Source organism: Oerskovia enterophila, from assembly GCF_001692445.1.
GTDB lineage: Bacteria > Actinomycetota > Actinomycetes > Actinomycetales > Cellulomonadaceae > Oerskovia > Oerskovia enterophila.
The window spans coordinates 23603-43675 of record NZ_MAQA01000010.1 but is presented as its reverse complement, the minus strand read 5'-3'; the positions used below and the strand labels follow the sequence as shown (position 1 = coordinate 43675).

General features: G+C 71.9%; 19 protein-coding genes and 1 tRNA gene. 18 read left to right on the top strand and 2 right to left on the bottom strand.

What is annotated here, in order from left to right; all coding sequences use genetic code 11:
- The first annotated feature begins 2 nt into the window (after positions 1-2).
- From OERS_RS05950 to OERS_RS05890, 15 genes are all read left to right on the top strand, one after another.
- Positions 3-1055, top strand: a complete 1053-nt coding sequence (locus OERS_RS05950; RefSeq protein ID WP_083201264.1) for an ABC transporter permease — start codon at positions 3-5, stop codon at positions 1053-1055.
- Positions 1052-2011, top strand: a complete 960-nt coding sequence (locus OERS_RS05945) for an ABC transporter permease (RefSeq protein WP_083201263.1) — start codon at positions 1052-1054, stop codon at positions 2009-2011. The genes OERS_RS05950 and OERS_RS05945 overlap by 4 nt, the downstream gene beginning before the upstream one ends.
- On the top strand, positions 2008-3729 hold the full coding sequence (locus tag OERS_RS05940) for a dipeptide ABC transporter ATP-binding protein (protein WP_068625110.1): 1722 nt from the start codon (positions 2008-2010) through the stop codon (positions 3727-3729). The genes OERS_RS05945 and OERS_RS05940 overlap by 4 nt, the downstream gene beginning before the upstream one ends.
- Before the next feature lie 55 nt (positions 3730-3784).
- On the top strand, positions 3785-5425 hold the full coding sequence (locus OERS_RS05935) for an ABC transporter substrate-binding protein (protein WP_068625109.1): 1641 nt from the start codon (positions 3785-3787) through the stop codon (positions 5423-5425).
- Positions 5426-5546: 121 nt separating this feature from the next.
- Complete coding sequence (locus tag OERS_RS20620) at positions 5547-6086, top strand: MFS transporter (protein WP_083201262.1); 540 nt, start codon at positions 5547-5549, stop codon at positions 6084-6086.
- Positions 6038-7012, top strand: coding sequence for an MFS transporter (locus OERS_RS05930; protein WP_083201261.1), 975 nt, complete (start codon positions 6038-6040; stop codon positions 7010-7012). Before OERS_RS20620 ends, OERS_RS05930 begins: the two co-directional genes overlap by 49 nt.
- Positions 7013-7098: 86 nt before the next feature.
- Positions 7099-8100 (top strand): aldo/keto reductase, encoded by a 1002-nt coding sequence (locus OERS_RS05925; RefSeq protein ID WP_068625108.1) that lies wholly within the window; start codon positions 7099-7101, stop codon positions 8098-8100.
- 58 nt (positions 8101-8158) lie between these two features.
- Positions 8159-9508 (top strand): glutamate-5-semialdehyde dehydrogenase, encoded by a 1350-nt coding sequence (locus OERS_RS05920; protein ID WP_083201260.1) that lies wholly within the window; start codon positions 8159-8161, stop codon positions 9506-9508.
- A gap of 113 nt (positions 9509-9621) precedes the next feature.
- Positions 9622-9777, top strand: a complete 156-nt coding sequence (locus tag OERS_RS21475; RefSeq protein WP_169834194.1) for a hypothetical protein — start codon at positions 9622-9624, stop codon at positions 9775-9777.
- A 26-nt stretch (positions 9778-9803) separates the two neighbouring features.
- Positions 9804-10409 carry a nicotinate-nucleotide adenylyltransferase gene (nadD, locus tag OERS_RS05915; protein ID WP_056650547.1) on the top strand — a complete coding sequence of 202 codons (606 nt, stop codon included), beginning with the start codon at positions 9804-9806 and terminating at the stop codon, positions 10407-10409.
- Positions 10402-11454 (top strand): hypothetical protein, encoded by a 1053-nt coding sequence (locus tag OERS_RS21470; RefSeq protein ID WP_157516415.1) that lies wholly within the window; start codon positions 10402-10404, stop codon positions 11452-11454. Before nadD ends, OERS_RS21470 begins: the two co-directional genes overlap by 8 nt.
- A gap of 28 nt (positions 11455-11482) precedes the next feature.
- A complete protein-coding gene (rsfS, locus tag OERS_RS05905) occupies positions 11483-11929 on the top strand; it encodes a ribosome silencing factor (RefSeq protein ID WP_068625106.1) in 447 nt (148 codons plus the stop codon).
- Positions 11926-12606 (top strand): histidine phosphatase family protein, encoded by a 681-nt coding sequence (locus OERS_RS05900; protein ID WP_068625105.1) that lies wholly within the window; start codon positions 11926-11928, stop codon positions 12604-12606. The genes rsfS and OERS_RS05900 overlap by 4 nt, the downstream gene beginning before the upstream one ends.
- Positions 12607-12665: 59 nt before the next feature.
- Positions 12666-12738: transfer RNA gene (locus tag OERS_RS05895), tRNA-Ala, on the top strand.
- A 308-nt stretch (positions 12739-13046) separates the two neighbouring features.
- Positions 13047-14432, top strand: a complete 1386-nt coding sequence (locus OERS_RS05890) for an FAD-dependent oxidoreductase (protein WP_068625104.1) — start codon at positions 13047-13049, stop codon at positions 14430-14432.
- 64 nt (positions 14433-14496) lie between these two features.
- On the opposite strand, the gene OERS_RS05885 is transcribed toward OERS_RS05890, so the two are convergent.
- A complete protein-coding gene (locus tag OERS_RS05885; protein ID WP_068625103.1) occupies positions 14497-14733 on the bottom strand; it encodes a hypothetical protein in 237 nt (78 codons plus the stop codon).
- A 194-nt stretch (positions 14734-14927) separates the two neighbouring features.
- Here OERS_RS05885 and OERS_RS05880 point away from each other — a divergent pair, with 194 nt between their 5' ends.
- The 3 genes from OERS_RS05880 to OERS_RS05870 all read left to right on the top strand — a co-directional run bounded on the left by OERS_RS05880 (position 14928) and on the right by OERS_RS05870 (position 18748).
- Complete coding sequence (locus OERS_RS05880) at positions 14928-16490, top strand: Re/Si-specific NAD(P)(+) transhydrogenase subunit alpha (RefSeq protein WP_068625102.1); 1563 nt, start codon at positions 14928-14930, stop codon at positions 16488-16490.
- Positions 16491-16493: 3 nt separating this feature from the next.
- The gene (gene pntB / locus OERS_RS05875) at positions 16494-17876 is read left to right on the top strand and encodes a Re/Si-specific NAD(P)(+) transhydrogenase subunit beta (RefSeq protein WP_068625101.1); all 1383 of its coding nucleotides are present in this window, start codon (positions 16494-16496) and stop codon (positions 17874-17876) included.
- Positions 17877-18133: 257 nt separating this feature from the next.
- Positions 18134-18748, top strand: coding sequence for a GyrI-like domain-containing protein (locus OERS_RS05870; RefSeq protein WP_068625100.1), 615 nt, complete (start codon positions 18134-18136; stop codon positions 18746-18748).
- A 28-nt stretch (positions 18749-18776) separates the two neighbouring features.
- Here the strand turns inward: OERS_RS05870 and OERS_RS05865 are convergent, their stop codons facing one another.
- Positions 18777-19874: a fatty acid desaturase family protein gene (locus OERS_RS05865; protein ID WP_082608880.1), complete on the bottom strand. Its 1098-nt coding sequence runs from the start codon at positions 19872-19874 to the stop codon at positions 18777-18779.
- Between the last annotated feature and the right edge of the window lie 199 nt (positions 19875-20073).

Sequence of the window (20073 nt, the reverse complement as noted above, 5' to 3'; positions counted from 1 at the left end):
CCATGGGACGCTATCTCGCGACGCGACTGGCCCAGGCGGTCGGCGTGCTCTGGGCCGCCTACACGGTGTCCTTCATCGTGCTCTACGCCCTGCCCGGCGACCCGGCCCAGCTCATGGCCGGGGCCGACGCCAACGACATCACCCCCGAGCAGCTCGACGCGCTCCGGGCCGAGCACGGTCTGGACCGCCCGCTCGTGGTCCAGTACTTCTCCCAGCTCGCCGGGCTGTTCCGCGGGGACCTCGGTCAGTCGATCAGCACGGGGCGCCCCGCTGCGGACCTCATCGTCGAGGCGATCCCACCGACCGTGCAGATCGCCGCGGCCGGTCTGCTGCTCGCGGTGGTGCTCGGCGGAGGGCTGGCCGTCGCGGCCACCTACACACGGTTCCGCGGTCTCGGGCAGCTGCTCCTCGGGCTGCCGCCGCTCGGGGTCGCGATCCCCGCCTTCTGGTTCGGCCTCCTGCTCATCCAGTGGTTCTCCTTCACCCTGCCGATCTTCCCCGCGATGGGGAACAAGGGGTTCGCCTCGATCGTCCTGCCCGCGATCACGCTCGCCGTGCCCACGGGGGCGACGATCGCCCAGCTGTTGTCCAAGAGCCTGGCGACCACGTTGCGCGAGCCCTACATCGACGCGGTGTGGGCCAAGGGAGCCGGGCGCCCGAGGGTCTTCTTCTCGCACGCCCTGCGCAACGCCGCCCTGCCCGCGCTGACGATGACCGGTCTGATCGTCGGCCAGCTGCTCTCCGGGACGGTCGTCACCGAGACGGTGTTCTCCCGACCGGGACTCGGCCGCGTGACCGCGTCCGCGGTGCAGACCCAGGACATCCCGGTCGTGCAGGGCATCGTGATCTTCGCCGCGATCGTGTTCGTCGTGTCCAACCTGCTCGTCGACCTGGCCTATCCGTTGCTCGATCCCCGCGTGGTGACGGGACGTCGCCGAGGCGCGACCACGCCTGGGGCGACGCCCGGGGGAGGGACCGCCATCCCCGAGGACCAGACCGTACCCACCAGATCGTCGACCCCCGAGGTCGCCGTCCTTCACGGAGGTGCAGCATGACCGACACAGTCCTCGCCCCGCACGAGCAGAGCGTCCTGCCGGCGGCCGATGCCGTCGACGGCACCACGCCCGGTCTCCGGCGGCCCTCGACCGCGGACCTGCCGCCCGGCCGCGTCCGTGGTCTCGCGAGCCTCGTGGCGGGCCTGGGCTTCGTGGTCCGGCGGCCCGGGCTGCTCGCCGCAGTGGTCTGGATCGTCGTCGTCCTGGTGGCCGCGTTCGCCCCGACGCTGCTCGCGCACTCCGACCCGCTGACCGGGGTGCCGGCCGACAAGCTCCAGCCGCCGTCGGCCGAGCACTGGTTCGGGACCGACCAGCTCGGCCGCGACCTCTACTCCCGGGTGGTCCACGGCACGGCGCTCACGCTCCAGGCCTCGCTCATCGCGGTCGGCCTCGGGCTCGTCGTCGGCTCGACGCTGGGCCTGCTCGCGGGGTTCTTCGGCTCCTGGGTCGACGACGCCGTCATGCGGGTCGCCGACGTCCTGCTCGCGATCCCGAGCCTGCTGCTCTCGCTCGCGCTCGTCACGGTCCTCGGGTTCGGCACCGTGAACGTCGCGATCGCGGTGGGGCTCGCGAGCGTCGCGAGCGTCGCCCGCATCATGCGGTCCGAGGTCGTGCGCGTCCGCAGCTCGGTGTACGTCGAGGCCGCGCAGGCGTCGGGGAACCGCTGGCACCGCGTGCTGCTGCGGCACGTCCTGCCGAACTCGGCCGGGCCCGTCGTGGTCCTCGCGACCCTCGAGCTCGGCACCGCGATCCTGGCGGTCTCGTCCCTCAGCTTCCTGGGCTACGGGGCGCCGCCGCCTGCCCCCGAGTGGGGTCAGCTCGTCTCGACCGGACGTGACTTCCTGCGCAACGCGTGGTGGCTCACGACCCTCCCCGGGCTCGCGATCGTGCTGACGGTCCTCTCGGCCAACCGCATCTCGCGAGCCCTCGACACCGAAGGACGGCGGAACCGATGAGCACGGACCGGAGCGCACCGCTGCTGCGCATCGACAGCCTGGCGGTCGAGTACCGCACGCGCCGCGGGACGGTCGCGGCCGTCCAGGACGTCTCGTTCGACGTGCTCCCCGGCGAGACCGTGGCGGTCGTCGGCGAGTCCGGGTCGGGGAAGTCCACGACCGCGCACGCGATCGTCCAGCTCCTCGCGTCGTCCGCGGCGGTCACGCACGGCCGGATCGTCTTCCAGGGAACCGACCTGGCGACCGCCTCGCCCGCGGCGCTGAGGTCGTTCCGCGGCCGGCAGATCGGGCTCGTCCCGCAGGACCCCACGGTCTCGCTCGACCCGGTCAAGCGCATCGGCCACCAGGTGGCAGAGGTCCTGCTCGTCCACGGTCTGGCCGACCGCAGGTCTGCCAGGGCGCAGGCCGTCGAGGCGCTCGGGGCCGCGGGCCTCGAGGACCCCGAGGTCCGCGCGCAGCAGTACCCGCACGAGCTCTCGGGCGGCATGCGCCAGCGCGTCCTCATCGCGATCGCGATCATCGCGGAACCCGCGCTGCTGATCGCCGACGAACCCACGAGCGCGCTCGACGTGACGGTCCAGCGACAGATCCTCGACCACCTCGCGGCACTGACCCGACGGACCGCGACGAGCGTCCTCCTGGTGACCCACGACCTCGGCGTGGCAGCGGACCGGGCAGACCGGATCGTCGTCATGTCGGAGGGGCGGGTCGTCGAGGTCGGCACCCCGCGCGAGGTGCTCGAGCACCCTGAGCACCCCTACACGCGAGCACTCCTCGCCTCGGCTCCGAGCCTCAACGCGCACGGCGAGCTGCGTCGGACAGCGACACCCTTGCCCCGTGCCGTGAGCGAACGGACGTTCGCCGGGCGCGCGGGGGACCCGTTCGTCGCACGGGCGGCCGACGACGGACCGGCGGACCCGACCGGGCAGGACGTCCTGGTGGCCCGACACCTGGTCAAGGACTTCCCCCTCCCGCGCGCCGCCGGGGGCGGCACCCATCGTGCCGTCGACGACGTGAGCTTCCGGATCCCGCGCGGCCACACGTTCGCCCTCGTGGGGGAGTCCGGCTCCGGGAAGTCGACGACCGCGCGGCTCGCGCTGCGGCTGACCGACGTCACGAGCGGGTCCGTGACGTTCGACGGGGCCGATGTGACCGCGGTGCGTGGGGCACGCCTGCGCGACCTCCGGCGCCGGGTCCAGCTCGTGCACCAGAACCCGTTCGCCTCGCTCAACCCCCGGCTGTCGGTGGGCGAGGTCGTGACCGACCCGCTCGCCGCGTACGGCCTGGGTTCGAGGCACGAGCGGCGCTCGCGCGCGCTCGAGCTGCTCGACGTCGTCGCTCTGCCGGCCTCGGCGCTCGACCGCAAGCCGTCCGAGCTCTCGGGCGGGCAGCGCCAGCGGGTCGCGATCGCACGGGCTCTCGCGATCAACCCCGAGCTCCTCGTGCTCGACGAGCCCGTCTCGGCCCTCGACGTCCAGGTGCAGTCCCAGATCCTCGGGCTGCTCTCCGGGCTTCAGGAGTCGCTCGGGCTCAGCTACCTGTTCATCTCGCACGACCTCGCGGTTGTCCGGGAGATCGCCCACACCGTCGCGGTCATGCACCGGGGCAAGGTCGTCGAGACCGGGCAGGTCGACGAGGTCTTCCGCTCGCCCCGGCACGAGTACACCCGCAACCTGCTCGACGCGATCCCGGGCGCCCGCGCGCTCCATCAGGACTGACCCGCGCTTTCCGCACCACCCACCACCGGACCTCGGTCCACGACGAAGGAGAATCATGAACGCACGTATCCGACGGGGAGGAACCGCCCTCGCGACGTCCGTCGCCGCCACCCTTGCCCTGACCGCGTGCGGTGGGGGGACCGGGACCGGCTCGGCCGCGGACGACGTCTCGGCCTCGACCTCGGGCCCGGTCGACGGAGGTGAGCTCACCTTCGCGATCGGGAACGACCCGATCTCGCTCAACCCCTCCGGCACGGGGTCGGGCAACGACACCCTCTACGTCACCCGGCAGATCGTGGACTCGCTGCTCTACCAGAACCCGGACACGAACGAGCTCGAACCGTGGCTCGCGACGAGCTGGAGCGCCAACGCGGACGCCACGACCTTCACGTTCGAGCTGCGTGACGACGTCACGTTCTCCGACGGCACGCCCCTGACGGCGGCCGAGGTCAAGGGGACCTTCGACGACATCGTGGCGGCAGGGGCGAAGAGCGGCGCGCTCAGCTCTTTCGTGGGCTACGAAGGGACGAACGTGATCGACGACGACACCGTCGAGGTCGACTTCGCGACGCCCAACGCGGCCTTCCCCAGCTCGACGGCGTCGCCCGCCCTGGGGATCGTCGCCGCGTCGACGGTCGCGATCCCGTTCGACGACCGGGCGACGGGAGAAGGGGTCGTCGGCACCGGTCCGTTCGTCCTCGAGTCGTACACCAAGGACGTCGAGACGGTCCTGGCGCAGCGCGCCGAGTACGCCTGGGCACCTTCCGCGCTGGGCAACGACGGTGCCCCGCACCTCGAGAAGGTCACGTTCCAGGTGGTCCCCGAGGCGGGTGTGCGCACCGGCAGCCTGACGTCCGACCAGGTCGACGTCGCCGGAGGGATCCAGCCGACCGACATCGAGACGCTCGAGACCAGCGGCTTCCCGGTGATCAGCCGTGCCAACCCGGGCAACGTGTTCGGCGTCTACTTCAACAACTCGCGCCCCATCGTGTCGGACGTCGAGGTGCGCGAGGCGATCTCCTTCGCGATCGATGCCGAGGAGATCAGGGACACGTCGCTCAACGGGAGCTTCGCGGTCGCGACGAGCGTCCTCGCGAGCACCACACCCGGCTGGGCCGACCAGAGCTCGTACTTCGCGTTCGACCGTGCCAAGGCCGAGAAGCTCCTGGACCAGGCCGGGTGGACGGTCGGCTCCGACGGCGTCCGCGAGAAGGACGGGCAGAAGCTGTCCCTCAAGGTCGCGTGGATCACGAACTTCGGCCCGAACCAGACGTCGCTCGAGCTCCTCCAGCAGCAGCTCAAGGCGGTCGGCATCGAGATCACCCTCGAAGGCGGGACCGTGCCGGAGTTCCTCGAGCGCCAGCAGGGCGGGGACTACGACTTCGCCTGGCACAACCAGTCCCGTGCCGACGGGGACATCCTGCGGACGGCCTTCTCGACCGGCGCGACGAACTACCCGCGCATCACCGACCCTGAGCTCGAGGCTCTGCTCCAGGCCCAGCTGGCCGCCGGCGACCCGGCCGAGCGCGCGGAGATCCTGGCGCAGGCCCAGGAGCGCCTCGCGAGCCAGTACTACCAGATCCCGGTGCACGAGCTCACGAGCGTGATCGGCACCCAGCCGACCGTGCACGGGCTCACGTTCGGTGCCGACTCCCGGCTCGACTCGCTCGTCAGCACCTGGAAGGACGCCGACTAGCATCCCGGGTCCCGGTGGGACCGCTCCGTCCGGGGCGGTCCCACCGGGCGCGTCCCGACCGTCGTCCGAACCACGGTCCCGCGGTCGGCGGGCCGACGACCACCACGGAGCAGAGCACACCATGTCGAGACGGCTCGTTCCCGTCGTCCCCACCCGCACCCCGCTCCAGACCCGCGTCCTGGTCGTGTGCCTCGTCACGGGATTCGCGACGCTCCTCGACTCCGCGGTGCTCACGGTCGCCGCGCCCGCTCTGCGCGACGGGCTCGGGGCGAGCACGGTCCAGCTCCAGTGGATCCTCGCGGGGTACTCGTTGACGTTCGGACTCGCGCTCGTCCCGGCGGGGAGACTGGGCGACCGTTACGGACGCCCGTGGTTCCTCGTGGCCGGTCTCGTGCTGTTCGCCCTGACGAGCCTCGTCGGGGCGAGCGCGCAGGACGCCGACGTGCTCGTCGTCGCGCGACTGGTCCAGGGAGTGGGGGCAGGCATGGCCAACCCGCAGGTCATCGGGCTGCTCCAGGACCACTTCGACGGCCCCGCGCGAGCGCGCAGCCTGGGTTCCTACGCCTCGACGGGCGCGTTCGCCGCCGTGATCGCCCCGCTCGTCGGTGGGTCGTGCTCGCCGCGGCAGGTCCAGCGGGCTGGCGGATCTCCCTGGTCCTGACCCTCCCGTTCGCGCTCGCGGCCGCGGCGCTGTGCGCACGCTTCGTGCCGCGCGCCGGCCGTCCGCTCAGGTCGGCGCCCGGGATCGACCCGGTGGGCCTCGCGCTCCTCTCGGTGACGGCGCTCGGGCTCCTCGTGCCGTTCGTCCTGCCCGGTTCGGTCGCGGGACGGGCGTCGTGGGGTGCGGCCGCCGTGGTGGGCGCGACGACCCTCGTGTGGTGGGAGCGCCGCTACTCCCGCTCGGGGCGGACTCCGGTCCTGTCGCCCGAGCTGCTCCGGGCGCCGGGCTTCGCGCTCGGCTGTCTCGTGGCGACGTTCACGTTCGGCTCGGCGCTCGGGTTCTCGGCGGTCCTCATGATCTATCTCCAGGAGGGGGCTGGGCTCACCCCGCTCCAGGCCGGGCTCGCCACGACCCCTGGCGCCCTGGCGTCGGTCGTCGCGGCCCACCTCTCGTGGCGGCTCGTGCGACGCTTCGGCCGCGCGGGGGTCACCGCCGCGGTCGGGGCCAAGATCCCGGTCGCGGTCGCACTCCTCCTCGCCGTGCTGCTCCTGCCGGACCGGTTCGTGGTGGCGAGCCTCGTCGTCGGGCAGGTGCTCACCGGGGTGACGGGCGGCCTGAGCATCTCGACCAACCAGGCCCTCACGCTCGACCAGGCGCCGACCGGGCAGCACGGCGTCGCGGCCGGGATGCTCCAGGTCTCCCAGCGGCTCTCCGCGACCGTGTGCATCGCCGCGATGACCGGCGCGTTCGTCGGCGCCGCCGCGAGCCCGGCAGGGCACGATGCGGCGCTCGCGGGCGCGGTCGTCGTGACCGCGCTCCTTGCTGTGGCGGCCACGGTGTGCTCGGTGCTCGACGACGTGCTGGCGCGCCGCCGTCGGGCCCGAGCCGGGAGCCCCGCAGCCGAGGCCGCGCTGCAGCCTGCGTGAGCCTCTCGGTCGACACCAGTTCTCGAACGGTGGGAAGAACGGGCGCAGGCCTTGTCCTCCGGCCCTCGGGGTGATCGCATGCGCGCATGAGTCTTCCCACCCGCACCCTCGGCGGCGCCGCGCCCGCCGGTCCGCTCACGGTCTCCGCGATCGGCTTCGGCGGCATGTCCGTCACGGACGCCTACGGGCCGGCCGACGAGCGCGAAGCCACCGACACCCTGCGTGCAGCCCTGGACGCCGGTGTCACGTTGTTCGACACGGCCGACGTGTACGGGCACGGTCGCAACGAGGAGCTGCTCGGGCGGGTCCTCGGGCCGCACCGGGACCATGTCGTGATCGCGTCCAAGCTGGGCCTGCCTCCGGCCGGGGGCCACCCGGACGGGCGCCCCGTCGACGGACGTCCTGCCTACGTTCGCCGCGCGATCGACGCGAGCCTGGGCCGTCTCGGCACGGACCGGCTCGACCTCTACTACCTGCACCGCGTCGACCCCCAGGTCCCGGTCGAGGACACGGTCGGGGCGCTCGCCGAGCTGGTCGCGGCGGGCAAGGTGCTCCACGTCGGGCTCTCGGAGGCCTCGGCCGAGACGGTCCGGCGCGCGCACGCCGTGCACCCGGTGACGGCCGTCCAGAGCGAGTACTCGCTCTGGACGCGCGACCCCGAGGACGAGGTGCTGCCCGCCCTGACCGAGCTCGGGATCGGGTTCGTGCCGTTCTCGCCCCTGGGGCGCGGCATCCTCACGGGGACGGTCGACCTGACCGAGGGCTTCGCCGCCGACGACGTCCGTCGCTCCCACGCGCGCTACCGCGGCGAGGACTTCGCGCACAACCGGGCGCTCGTCGCCCGGCTCGAGGAGGTCGCCGCAGGGCGTGGGGTCACGACGGCGCAGCTCGCCCTCGCGTGGGTCCTCGCCCAGGGGGAGCACGTCGTCCCGATCCCGGGCACCAAGCGCACCGCCTACCTCGAGCAGAACGTGGCTGCGGCGCTCGTGGACCTGAGCGCGGACGAGGTCGAGTCCGTCGGTGCGCTGTGGCCGCGCAGCGAGGTCCGTGGCCAGAGGCACCCCCAGATGGAGCTGCTCGGGGGATGACCACCTCAGTCCCCGGACGCCGCAGACAGGCTCGGCTCGTGCGACGTAGGCTCGTCGCATGACCGCGCTGATCCCCGACTCGGACCTCGACCAGACCGCGACCACCGCCACAGGTGCCCCGCAGGCGCCCGGCACCCCGGCCCCCACGGTCGCGGAGGCCGTCGAGGCGACGGCGCGCCGCGCCAAGACGGCCTCGCGCACGCTCGCGACCGCCACGCGCGCGACCAAGGACGCTGCGCTGCTCGCGCTGGCCGACGCGCTGGTCGAGGCGACCGAGGAGATCGTCACGGCCAATGCGCAGGACCTCGAGCGTGGCCGCGAGAACGGCACGTCCGCCGGTCTCCTCGACCGCCTCGCGCTGACCCCTGAGCGGATCGCCGCGATCGCCGACGCGCTGCGCGACCTCGCGTCGTTGCCGGACCCGGTCGGCGAGGTCGTGCGGGGCTCGACCCTGCCCAACGGCCTGCGCCTGCGACAGGTCCGCGTGCCCATGGGCGTCGTCGGGATGATCTACGAGGCGCGCCCCAACGTGACCGTGGACGCGGCGGGCCTCGCGCTCAAGAGCGGCAACGCCGTGATCCTGCGCGGCGGCTCGGCCGCGGCGGCCTCGAACGAGGTCATCGTCGACGTGCTCGGGCGTGCGCTCGAGGCCCAGGGGCTGCCCGCAGACCTCGTCCAGTCCATCGACCGGCACGGGCGTCCGGGCGCCGTCGCGCTCATGCACGCGCGCGGCCTGGTCGACGTGCTGGTGCCGCGCGGCGGAGCAGACCTCATCCAGACGGTCGTGCGCGAGTCGACCGTTCCCGTGATCGAGACGGGCGTCGGCAACTGCCACGTCTACGTGGACGCCTCGGCGGACCAGGCGAGCGCGCTCGCGATCCTGCTCAACTCCAAGACGCAGCGCGTCGGGGTCTGCAACGCCGCCGAGACGCTGCTGGTCCACGCCGACGCGGCCCCCGAGTTCCTGCCCTCGGCGCTCGCCGCGCTCGACGGGGCCGGGGTCGTGCTGCACGGCGACGCGCGCACCGCGGAGCTCGCTCCCGCGGGTGTCGAGGTGCTCGCTGCGACCGACGACGACTGGGCGCGCGAGTACCTCGCGCCGGAGATCGCGGTGCGTGTCGTCCCGGACCTCGACGCCGCGCTCGAGCACATCCGCACCTGGACGTCGGGGCACACCGAGGCCATCGTCACGCGCGACCTGGCCTCGTCCGAGCGCTTCGTCGCCGAGCTCGACTCGGCCGCGATCATGGTCAACGCCTCGACCCGTTTCACCGACGGGGCCCAGTTCGGGCTCGGCGCGGAGATCGGGATCTCGACCCAGAAGCTGCACGCGCGCGGGCCCATGGGCCTGGCCGAGCTCACGACGACCAAGTGGGTCGTCCACGGCGACGGCCACGTGCGTCCCTGATCACAGGCTGCCCTGCGTCCAGCACGACCGTGAGAGACTGGACGACGATCGGCGCCCGGCGCCGGTCATCCACTGATCCACGCACCACGTACCAGAACTAGTAGGAGGACATCGTGCTCGCTGCTGCCGCACAGGTTGCCCAGGAGAACGCCGAGGCCGTCACCCACCTTCCGATCCCGCCGATCGGGTTCGGCATCGTCGGGTTCGGTGTGCTCATCGGTCTCCTCCTCGTGACCTACGCCTTCCGTAGCGTCGGTACCCGCCACTGACCCGGTCGCTGGTGGACTCGTCGGACATGACCTCGAGCAGGCCCCGGCTCGGGGTGATGGGCGGCACGTTCGACCCCATCCACCACGGCCACCTCGTCGCGGCGAGCGAGGCAGCAGCCCGTTTCGGTCTCGACGAGGTCGTCTTCGTCCCCACGGGCAAGCCCAGCTTCAAGCAGCACCAGAAGGTCACGGCTCCCGAGCACCGCTACCTGATGACGGTCATCGCGACGGCCTCGAACCCACGGTTCACGGTCAGCCGGGTGGACGTCGACCGACCGGGGCTCACCTACACGGTCGACACGCTGCGCGACCTGCGCGCGCAGCGCCCGGACGCGGACCTCTTCTTCATCTCGGGAGCGGACGCGATCGAGCAGATGCTGACCTGGAAGGATGCCGACGACCTGTGGAAGATGGCACACTTCGTGGCGGTCTCCCGTCCGGGTCATCAGCTCAGCGTCGAGGGACTGCCGCCGGGGGTCGTCTCCACGCTGGAGATCCCCGCGCTCGCCATCTCGTCGACGGACTGTCGGCAGCGGGCGGAGGCCGGCCAGCCGGTCTGGTATCTGGTACCGGACGGTGTCGTCCAGTACATCGCGAAGCACGGTCTGTATAGAGGTCAGCACCATGAGTGATCAGCACGGGGGCAGCATGCAGCCCGTCCGTCCCTTGACGCGCCGAGAGATCCGCGAGCGCGAGGCCGCCGCAGCCGAGCAGGCCGCCGCCTCCGCCCCGCCCGCCTCGGGCGGGTTCCCGCCGCCGGCACCCGCTCCCGCGCCGGAGGCCCCGGTTGCGCCGGCAGGACCGCCACCCTCGCGCCGCTCGATGCGTGAGCCGGTCGGCCCGACGGCGGGCGACGGCTTCCCGAGTCAGGCGCCGGTCGTGCGTCCGCCCTCCATGACGGGCGGCATGCGAGGAGTCGACCAGACGGGCCGGCTCACGCCGATCCAGGAGACCGTCGAGCACGTCGCGATCCGACCGAACCAGGCACCGCCGGCAGGGATGACACCCCCGGTCCGTCAGAGCATGCGGGCGCCGTCGACGGCGCCGTCTCCGTTCGAGGCCCCGGCCTCGCGGCCCACGCCGGCTCCCCAGGCCGCACCGCCCGCAGCGCCTGCTCCCTCGCCGTTCCCGTCGTCTCAGGCCGCGGCCCCGGCCCGCGAGTCCGTGTCCTCGCGCATCCAGCCCTCCGAGACGCCGCGGGCTGCGGCGACGCCGGCGCCCGCGCAGCCCACGCTGCCCTGGCAGCAGGCGACCGCACCTGCCGCGCCCGCCCCTGCGCCGACCCAGCCTCCGGGGGGCGAGGCGCCTCCGGCACTTCCCTGGGAGACCGTGACCACGGGGGCCGCGGCGGGGTCGGCTGCAGCGCCTCCCCCTCCGTTCGGTGCGCCGGCGGCCGCGCGCGAGGAGCAGGACGACTCGCCCTTCCCTCCGGCCGGCGGTGCGCGCCCGGTCGCTGCAGGCCGTCGTGCCACGGACGACGAGCTCGACGAGGACGAACGTCCCCCGGGCCACGCCTACACCTGGCTCCACTACCTGATCCTGATCGCCGTCGCGTTCGTGCTCGGCCTGCTGATCTGGCAGATGCTCCTCAAGGGCAGCTCTGCAGAGGCCGCAGCCGCCACCCCCGGCGAGATCGTGGCCAGTGCCACCCACCCACACGTCGGCCTGTCCTCCTGACAGGCCTCGGAACACACAACGGAGAGTCGTGACTGCAACGGAACGCGCTGTCGAGCTTGCGGTGATTGCGGCTCGCGCCGCATCGGACCGCAAGGCCGAAGAGATCATCGCCCTGGACGTCAGTGAGCAGCTCGTGCTCACGGACGTCTTCCTCATCGCCTCGGGGACGAGCGAGCGGCAGGTGTCCGCGATCGTGGACGCGGTCGAGGAAGAGCTGCACAAGGTCGGCGTCAAGCCGATCCGTCGCGAGGGCAAGGCGGAGGCCCGCTGGGTCCTGCTGGACTTCGGCGACATCGTCGTGCACGTCCAGCACGCCGAGGACCGGGTCTACTACGCGCTCGAGCGCCTGTGGAAGGACTGCCCGGTCATCGAGCTGCCCGAGGACGCGCGTGGCGGAGACGGGTCGTCGAGCGCCGAGGGTGCCGACGCCTCGGACGACGGCGCCATCTACCTCGCGGAGGACACGCAGGCGTGAGCGCGCGCACCGTCGTCTTCCTGCGCCACGGGCGCACCGAGTACAACGCGGCCATGCGCCTCCAGGGGCAGGTCGACATCCCGCTGGACGCCGTCGGGCACTGGCAGGCCGAGCAGGGGGCGCGATCGCTCGCGGCCGCGCACTCCCCGACGCTCGTCGTCGCGTCGGACCTGACGCGTGCGGCCGAGACGGCTGGGTACTTCGGGAAGGCGACGGGCATGCCCGTCTCCCTCGACGAGCGTCTGCGCGAGCGCGGGTTCGGCGAGTGGGAGGGCATGACGGGCGAGGAGCTCTCCGAGCGCTGGCCCGACGAGTACGCGGCGTGGCGCCGTGGCGAGGAGCCCGCTCGTGCGGGCGCCGAGTCGCGGGCCGACGTCGCGGCGCGCATGGTCGCGGCCGTCACCGAGCACGCCGACGCGCTGGGCGAGAAGGACACGCTCGTCGTCGTCTCGCACGGTGCGGCCATCACGTTGGCGATCACGGCCATGCTCGGTCTGGACCCGACGGGCTGGCGGGGGATCTCGGGACTGAACAACGTCCACTGGTCCCAGCTGCAGCGCTCGGGAGCGAACGCGTACCCCTCGTGGAGGCTCGTCGCGCACAACGTCGGAGCCGACTTCTCGCTCGACGAGTGGAGCTCTGGACCCGATTGGATTTTCCAGCCGACTTCGGCATAAACTAGCGATGCTTCCGAGGGGGAAAACCTCAAGGAAGTGCGGGACCAGCAATGGTTCTCGGGGCTGTGGCGCAGCTGGTAGCGCACCTGCATGGCATGCAGGGGGTCAGGGGTTCGAGTCCCCTCAGCTCCACCCGACACGAAGGCCGTCTCCCTCACGGGAGGCGGCCTTCGTCGTTTCCTGGGCCTCTTCTGCAGGGCGGACCGTCCATTGTGTCGCGCATCACAGGGGTTTGGTCGGCCGTCTTTCGGGGAGGTCGTAGGGGTCGATCCTCTGTCCGGGCGCTGACGCCGGCGGGTCGCACCGAGGTCGCGGGGTGACCCCGATCACTGTCTGCGGCTGTGCCGCGGGGTCGTCCCTGGTTGACTGGTCGCGACGGGGTCCACGACGCGGCGCGTCGCAGCCTCGTCCCGTGCCTGCACCGTCGAAGGAGACAGACCATGGACGCCTTGCACGTCGACCTTCTGGTCATCGGGTTCGGGAAGGGTGGCAAGACCATCGCGGCGGCGATGGGGCGCCGTGGCCAGCGGGTCGTGATGGTCGAGCAGTCCGACCAGATGTACGGCGGGACGTGCATCAACATCGGGTGCGTGCCGACCAAGGCGCTCGTCCACGACGCCGAGTCGCGTCGGCCGGGGGACGCTCCGAAGCACTGGTACGCGCGAGCGGTCACCCGCAGGGCCGACCTCACGGCGCTGCTGCGGGGCAAGAACTTCGACATGCTCGACGTGATCGACTCCGTGACCGTCGTGACGGGGCGGGCGACGTTCGCGGGGCCGCGCGAGGTCGAGGTCCGGGCGGGAACCGACCTCCTGCGGATCCGCGCGGAGACCGTGGTGATCGACACGGGCTCGGAGCCCGTGATCCCCAAGATCCCGGGGGTGCTCGACAACCCACGCGTGACAACGAGCACGACGCTCATCGCGACCGAGGACCTCCCGGCGCGGCTCGTCGTCATCGGCGGAGGCTACGTGGGGATCGAGCTGGCGGGCATGTATGCGCAGTTCGGGTCGCAGGTCACGGTCCTCGAGTCGGCGGAGCGGGTCTTCGTCCGGGAGGACGAGGACGTCGCGGACGCCGCGCGCGAGATCCTCGAGCGGCAGGGGGTCACGTTCCTGACCGGGGTGCGCGCGACCTCGATCCGGGACACCGACGACGGCGCGACCGTGTCGTACGAGGGCGGGGGGCCGGGGGAGGCCGGCGAGGGCGCGGTGACCGGTGACCTGATCTTGCTGGCCGTGGGGCGGCGGCCCGTCACGGCCGGGCTGGGGCTCGAGGTAGCGGGGATCCGCACTACGGATCGGGGCGCGGTCGAGGTCGACGAGCACCTGCGGACGAGCGTCCCCGGGGTGTACGCCGTCGGGGACGTCAACGGCGGCCCGCAGTTCACGTACATCTCGCTCGACGACTCGCGGATCGTGCTCGACCAGCTCGTGGGGTCGGGGGAGCGGTCCACCGCGGACCGGGGCGCGGTGCCGTACACGGTGTTCCTCTCACCCCCGCTCGCACGCGTGGGGCTCACCGAGCGGGAGGCGCGGAAGGCAGGGCACGACGTGCTCGTGGCGAGCAAGGCGGTCGCCTCCCTCGCCGCGATGCCGAGGGCGCGGATCGTCGAGCAGACCGACGGCCTCATGAAGTTCGTCGTGGACGCGACGAGCGGCCTCGTGCTGGGCGCCGCGCTCCTGTGCGTGGACTCCCAGGAGCTGATCAACACGGTCGCGCTCGCGATGCGGCACGGCGTCAGCGCTGCCGAGCTGCGCGACGCGATCTACACCCACCCGTCCTCGACCGAGGGGTTCAACGAGGTGCTCGCGGCGTTGGCCTGACCCTCATCGACCGGACGCCTACCGTGTGGTGCCGGGGCGGTCGGGCCATCGCCGCCTCAAGGGCTCACCGCCGCTCGTTGCCTCGACGGTAGTTCCCGGTCGCCCGCGCCAGGAGGTGCTGCGTCCGGTCCTCGTCGGCGGTCTCGAGAGCCGCGATCAGCCGCTCGGCCCGGGCACCGGAGATCGTCGCGACCAGCCGGCCCCCGCGGTAGGCGTGGACGGAGCCAGACGCCGTGACACGGTGGTCGAACGGGTCGTCGACGAGTCGCCCGCGTGCGTCGGGCGGGCCGGATCTGCTCATGCGGCGACCGTAGCCAAGGGCGCACAGACCACGCCAGGTGATTGACGCCGTCGGGCAGGGGCAGGGGGCGCGGGGCCACCCGTCTCGCCTCCAGGACCGTGATCCGCATGGACGACATCCGTCCACGATGCGTGCTTTGCGGCGGATCCTTTGCCGTACCGATACCGTGCAGCCATCCGAGCAAGGAGGTCAGCATGCGCATCGGCGTGCCCAGAGAGACCCGTCCCGGCGAGCGGCTCGTCGCCGCGACGCCCCGGACCGTGGCCCAGCTCGTGGGCCTGGGGTACGACGTCGTGGTCGAGCGCGGCGCCGGTAAGCGCGCCAGCTATCCCGACGAGGCGTACGTGGAGGCGGGCGCGAGCCTGGGCGACGCGGCGCAGGTGTGGGGAGCCGACGTCGTCACGGCCGTCAACAGCCCGTCGGCCGAGCAGGTAGCGTCGCTGACGGCAGGCCAGACGCTCATCGCGATGCTGGCCCCGGGCTCGAACGAGGCGCTCGTCCAGCAGCTCGCGGACCACGGTGTCACGGCGCTGGCCCTCGACGCCGTGCCGCGCATCTCGCGCGCCCAGTCGCTCGACGTGCTCAGCGCGATGTCGAACGTCGCGGGCTACCGCGCCGTGGTCGAGTCGGCCGAGGAGTACGGCGGCATGTTCGCCGGCCAGGTGACGGCCGCCGGCAAGACGGCCCCGGCGTCCGTGTTCGTGATCGGTGCGGGCGTCGCGGGTCTCGCCGCGATCGGCACGGCCGCTAGCCTCGGCGCGCAGGTGCGGGCGTTCGACGTGCGTCCCGAGGTCGGCGAGCAGATCGAGTCGATGGGCGCGGAGTTCGTCCAGGCCGAGGGCGCGCGCCAGGAGGTCAGCACCGACGGCTACGCGAGCGCGCTGACCGCCGAGCAGGAGCGCCTCACGGCCCAGATGTACGCGGCGGAGAGCGCGCGCGCCGACATCGTCATCACCACGGCGCTCGTGCGGGGCCGCGCGCCGCGCACCCTCAGCGCCGAGATGGTCGCCGCGATGCGGCCCGGCAGCGTGATCGTGGACCTCGCAGCCTCGGGCGGCGGGAACTGCGAGCTCACGGTGCCGGGGGAGCGCGTCGTCACGGACAACGGCGTCGTGATCCTGGGCTACACGGACCTCACGAGCCGCATGCCCAAGCACACGTCGCAGCTCGTGGGCACGAACATCGTCAACCTGCTCAAGCTCCTGACCCCAGGCAGCGACGGACAGGTCGTGCTCGACCTGGACGACGAGGTGCTGCGCGGCATGACGGTCGCGCGCGCGGGCGAGGTCCTGTGGCCGCCGCCCTCGGTCGCCGTCTCGGCCGCGGCCCCCGCGGCCCCGCCAGCGCCCGTGGTCGACGAGGCCCAGGCCGCGCTCGACGCGGCGACCGCGTTGGACGACGCCCGACGGCGCGGCACCCGCCGGGCGGTCGGGTACGCCCTGGCCGCTGTCCTGGCCGCGCTGGCCATCACGTTCTCGCCCCCGGCGTTCGTGGGGCACTTCACGGTGTTCGCCCTCGCGGTGGTCGTGGGCTACTACGTGATCTCCAACGTGAGCCACTCGCTGCACACCCCTCTCATGGCCCAGACGAACGCGATCTCCGGGATCATCCTGGTCGGCGCGCTCCTGCAGATCGGCGACTCGAGCTGGGTGGTCACCACGATCGCCTTCGTCGCGGCCGCCCTGGCCTCCGTCAACATCTTCGGTGGGTTCCTCGTGGCCTACCGCATGATCGGCATGTTCCGGAAGGAGGCCTGACCCGTGCTGACCTCCCTGGTCCAGGCTGCTTACGTCATCGCAGCCGTCCTGTTCATCCTCAGCCTCGCGGGCCTGTCCAAGCAGGAGACGGCTCGTCGCGGCAGCCTGCTCGGCATGACGGGCATGGGGCTCGCCCTCGTGGCCACGGTCGCGCTCGCGCTGCAGGACAGCGAGCGTCCCGTGATGGTGACGCTGCTGCTCATCTGCATGGTGTTCGTGATCGGCGCGGTCGTCGGGACGTGGCGTGCGCGCAGCGTCGAGATGACGCAGATGCCGGAGATGATCGCGCTCCTGCACAGCTTCGTAGGCCTCTCCGCGGTCCTCGTCGGCTTCAACTCGTACCTGACCGAGCAGGGCGACGTGGTGCACCTGGTCGAGGTCTTCCTCGGGGTGCTCATCGGCGCCGTGACGTTCACGGGCTCGATCGTGGCCTACCTCAAGCTGTCGGCGCGCATCCGGTCGAACCCGCTCATGCTGCCGGGGCGCAACTGGTGGAACCTCGGGGCGCTCGTCGCCTCGGGCGGCCTCATGGCCTGGTTCATCGCGGGCCACGGTCTGCTGCCGTTGATCCTCATGACCGTGGTCGCGCTCGCGCTCGGCTGGCACCTGGTGGCCTCGATCGGCGGCGGCGACATGCCGGTCGTCGTGTCGATGCTCAACTCGTACTCCGGGTGGGCCGCGGCCGCGGCGGGCTTCATGCTCAGCAACGACCTGCTCATCATCACGGGAGCCCTGGTGGGCTCCTCGGGTGCGATCCTCAGCTACATCATGTGCAAGGCCATGAACCGGTCGTTCATCAGCGTGATCCTGGGCGGGTTCGGGGCCGAGGGCGGCACGGTCGTGGCGTCCGACCAGGACTACGGCGAGCACCACGAGATCCAGGCGGCCGAGGTCGCGGACATGCTCAAGCACGCCCGCTCGGTCGTGGTCACGCCCGGCTACGGCATGGCCGTCGCCAAGGCGCAGTACCCGGTCGCCGACCTGGTGCGGCGGCTGCGCGAGCGAGGGGTCGACGTCCGGTTCGGCGTGCACCCCGTCGCGGGGCGTCTGCCGGGGCACATGAACGTGCTGCTCGCCGAGGCCAAGGTGCCCTACGACATCGTCCTCGAGATGGACGAGATCAACGACGACCTGCCGGACACCGACGTGGTGCTGGTCATCGGCGCCAACGACACGGTCAACCCGGCGGCGCTCGACGACCCGGGCTCGCCCATCGCGGGCATGCCCGTGCTCGAGGTCTGGAACGCGAAGCAGGTGATCGTGTTCAAGCGGTCGATGGCCACGGGGTACGCGGGGGTCCAGAACCCGCTGTTCTTCAAGGACAACACCGCGATGCTCTTCGGAGACGCCAAGGACCAGGTGGAGAACATCATCCAGGCGCTCTGAGGCCCGGCGCGGGTGGAGCGACCCGCGCGAGGCGAGGGAAGCGAGGAGGTGGGTCGGTCGTCAGGCAGGGCGACGGGCCCGCCTCCTCGTCGTCCGCCCGCCCGCCCGACGGCGGAGAGAGGCTCTCGCCGTCGGGTGGCCCGGAGCGAGGGCCGGGTGGAGCATGGTGCCGACCCGGGGCGTGCGCACCGTCGGCCCGGGTTCCCGATGCCGACACACCCACCGACGAGCCACCACGACGTCCGCTGGAGGACCCCATGGACAAGGTCGACCTGCGCAAGGAGTACCGCGAGCTCTACGCGCCGCCCCGTAAGCTCGTCCGGGTCGTCGTGCCGCCCTTGAACTACCTGCAGATCGACGGCGAGGGCGACCCCAACTCGGCCCCGGCCTACGCCGAGGCGGTCGAGGCGCTGTTCTCGCTCGCGTACGCCGTGAAGTTCGCGAGCAAGAAGGACCTGGGCAGGGACTACGTCGTCGGGCCGCTCGAAGGTCTATGGACTGCCGAGGACCCCGCGGCGTTCGTGCGCCGCGACAAGGACGCGTGGAGCTGGACGCTCATGGTCCTGCAGCCCGGCTGGCTCGACGACGCGTTCGTCGCGGACGTGGCCGAGGCGACGCGTCGCAAGAAGGGGTTGCCGGCGCTCGATCGCGTGCGGTTCGCCGCGTACGACGAGGGCGACTCGGTGCAGGTACTGCACGTGGGGTCGTACGACGACGAGGCGCCCACGCTCGCGCGGCTGCACGACGACTACCTGCCCGAGCACGGGCTGACGTTCAACGGGCCGCACCACGAGGTCTATCTCAGCGACGTGCGCCGGACGGCGCCCGAGAAGCTGCGGACGGTGCTGCGTCAGCCCGTCCGTCCCCTCTGACCGGTGCGTGGCCGACCCCCGCGAGCGCTCAGACCTTGCGGAGCTGGTTGAACAGGGGGCAGTCGAACGGGTCGCGCGCCGCGAGGCCCACCTGGTTGAGGTAGCGGACCACGATCGCGTAGGACGCGAGCAGGTTGGTCTCGGTGTACGGCATGCCGAGGCGTGCGCAGTGCTCGCGGACCATGAGGCGGGCCTTGGCGAGGTGCGGGCGGGGCATGCTCGGGAACAGGTGGTGCTCGATCTGGTAGTTGAGCCCGCCCATGAGGACGTTCATGACGCGTCCGCCCGTGATGTTGCGCGAGGTCAGGACCTGCTTGGACAGGAAGTCGAGCTTGCTGTCCGCGGGGATGATCGCCATGCCCTTGTGGTTGGGGGCGAACGACGCACCCATGTACACACCGAACACCGCGAGCTGTACACCGAGGAACGCGAACGCCATGCCGAGCGGCAGGAACCAGAAGACGACGCCCACGTAGAGCGTGAGGCGCAGCGCGATCGTCACGAGCTCCATGGTCCGTGCGCGGCTCTTGGCCGAGGAGAGCAGCGACCGGATCGAGATCATGTGCAGGTTGATGCCCTCGAGCGTGAGCAGCGGGAAGAACAGCCAGCCCTGGTGGCGCGTGATGAGGGCGAGGAAGCCCTTCTGCTCGGCCGCGCTCTCCTCGAGGAACGAGATGGTGTCCGTCTCGATGTCCGGGTCCTTGCCCACGCGGTTCGGGTTCGCGTGGTGGCGGGTGTGCTTGTTCATCCACCACGAGTAGCTGATGCCGACCACGCCGTTGGCCAGGAACCGCCCCACACGGTCGTTCGCGGGTCCCGAGGTGAGGATCGTGCGGTGCGCGGCCTCGTGCGAGAGGAACGCGAACTGCGTGAGGATCAGGCCCAGGGCGCCCGCGATCAGGAGCTGGAACCACGAGTCGCCCAGGAGGACGAAGCCGGCCACGGCCCCGCCCAGTGCGACCGTGAGGATCGCCGCGACCCAGCCGTAGTACCCGTGCGTCCGCTCGAGGAGCCCGGCCTCGCGGACGCGCTTGGACAGGTCCGTGTAGGTGCTGGTGATGCTGGTCCCGTCGCCCGTGCGGGGCTTGGTGGGGCGGAATCCGGGGAGAACGGCTGCGTCTGTCATGCGTCCCTCACAGGGCTGGGGTCGACTTCCCAGCCGCGGGGTGAGCGAGATGCCCGTTGTACAGATGGCCCGAGTCTACGTGTGGCGTCGGCATCGGCGTGGAGAAAGGACGAAGGTCCGGTGCGGACCCGGCCGAGTCGGTACGGGAACGGCGACGTCGCGCAGCCCAGTCGGGACGCCTGCTCGGGCGTGTCGCGGG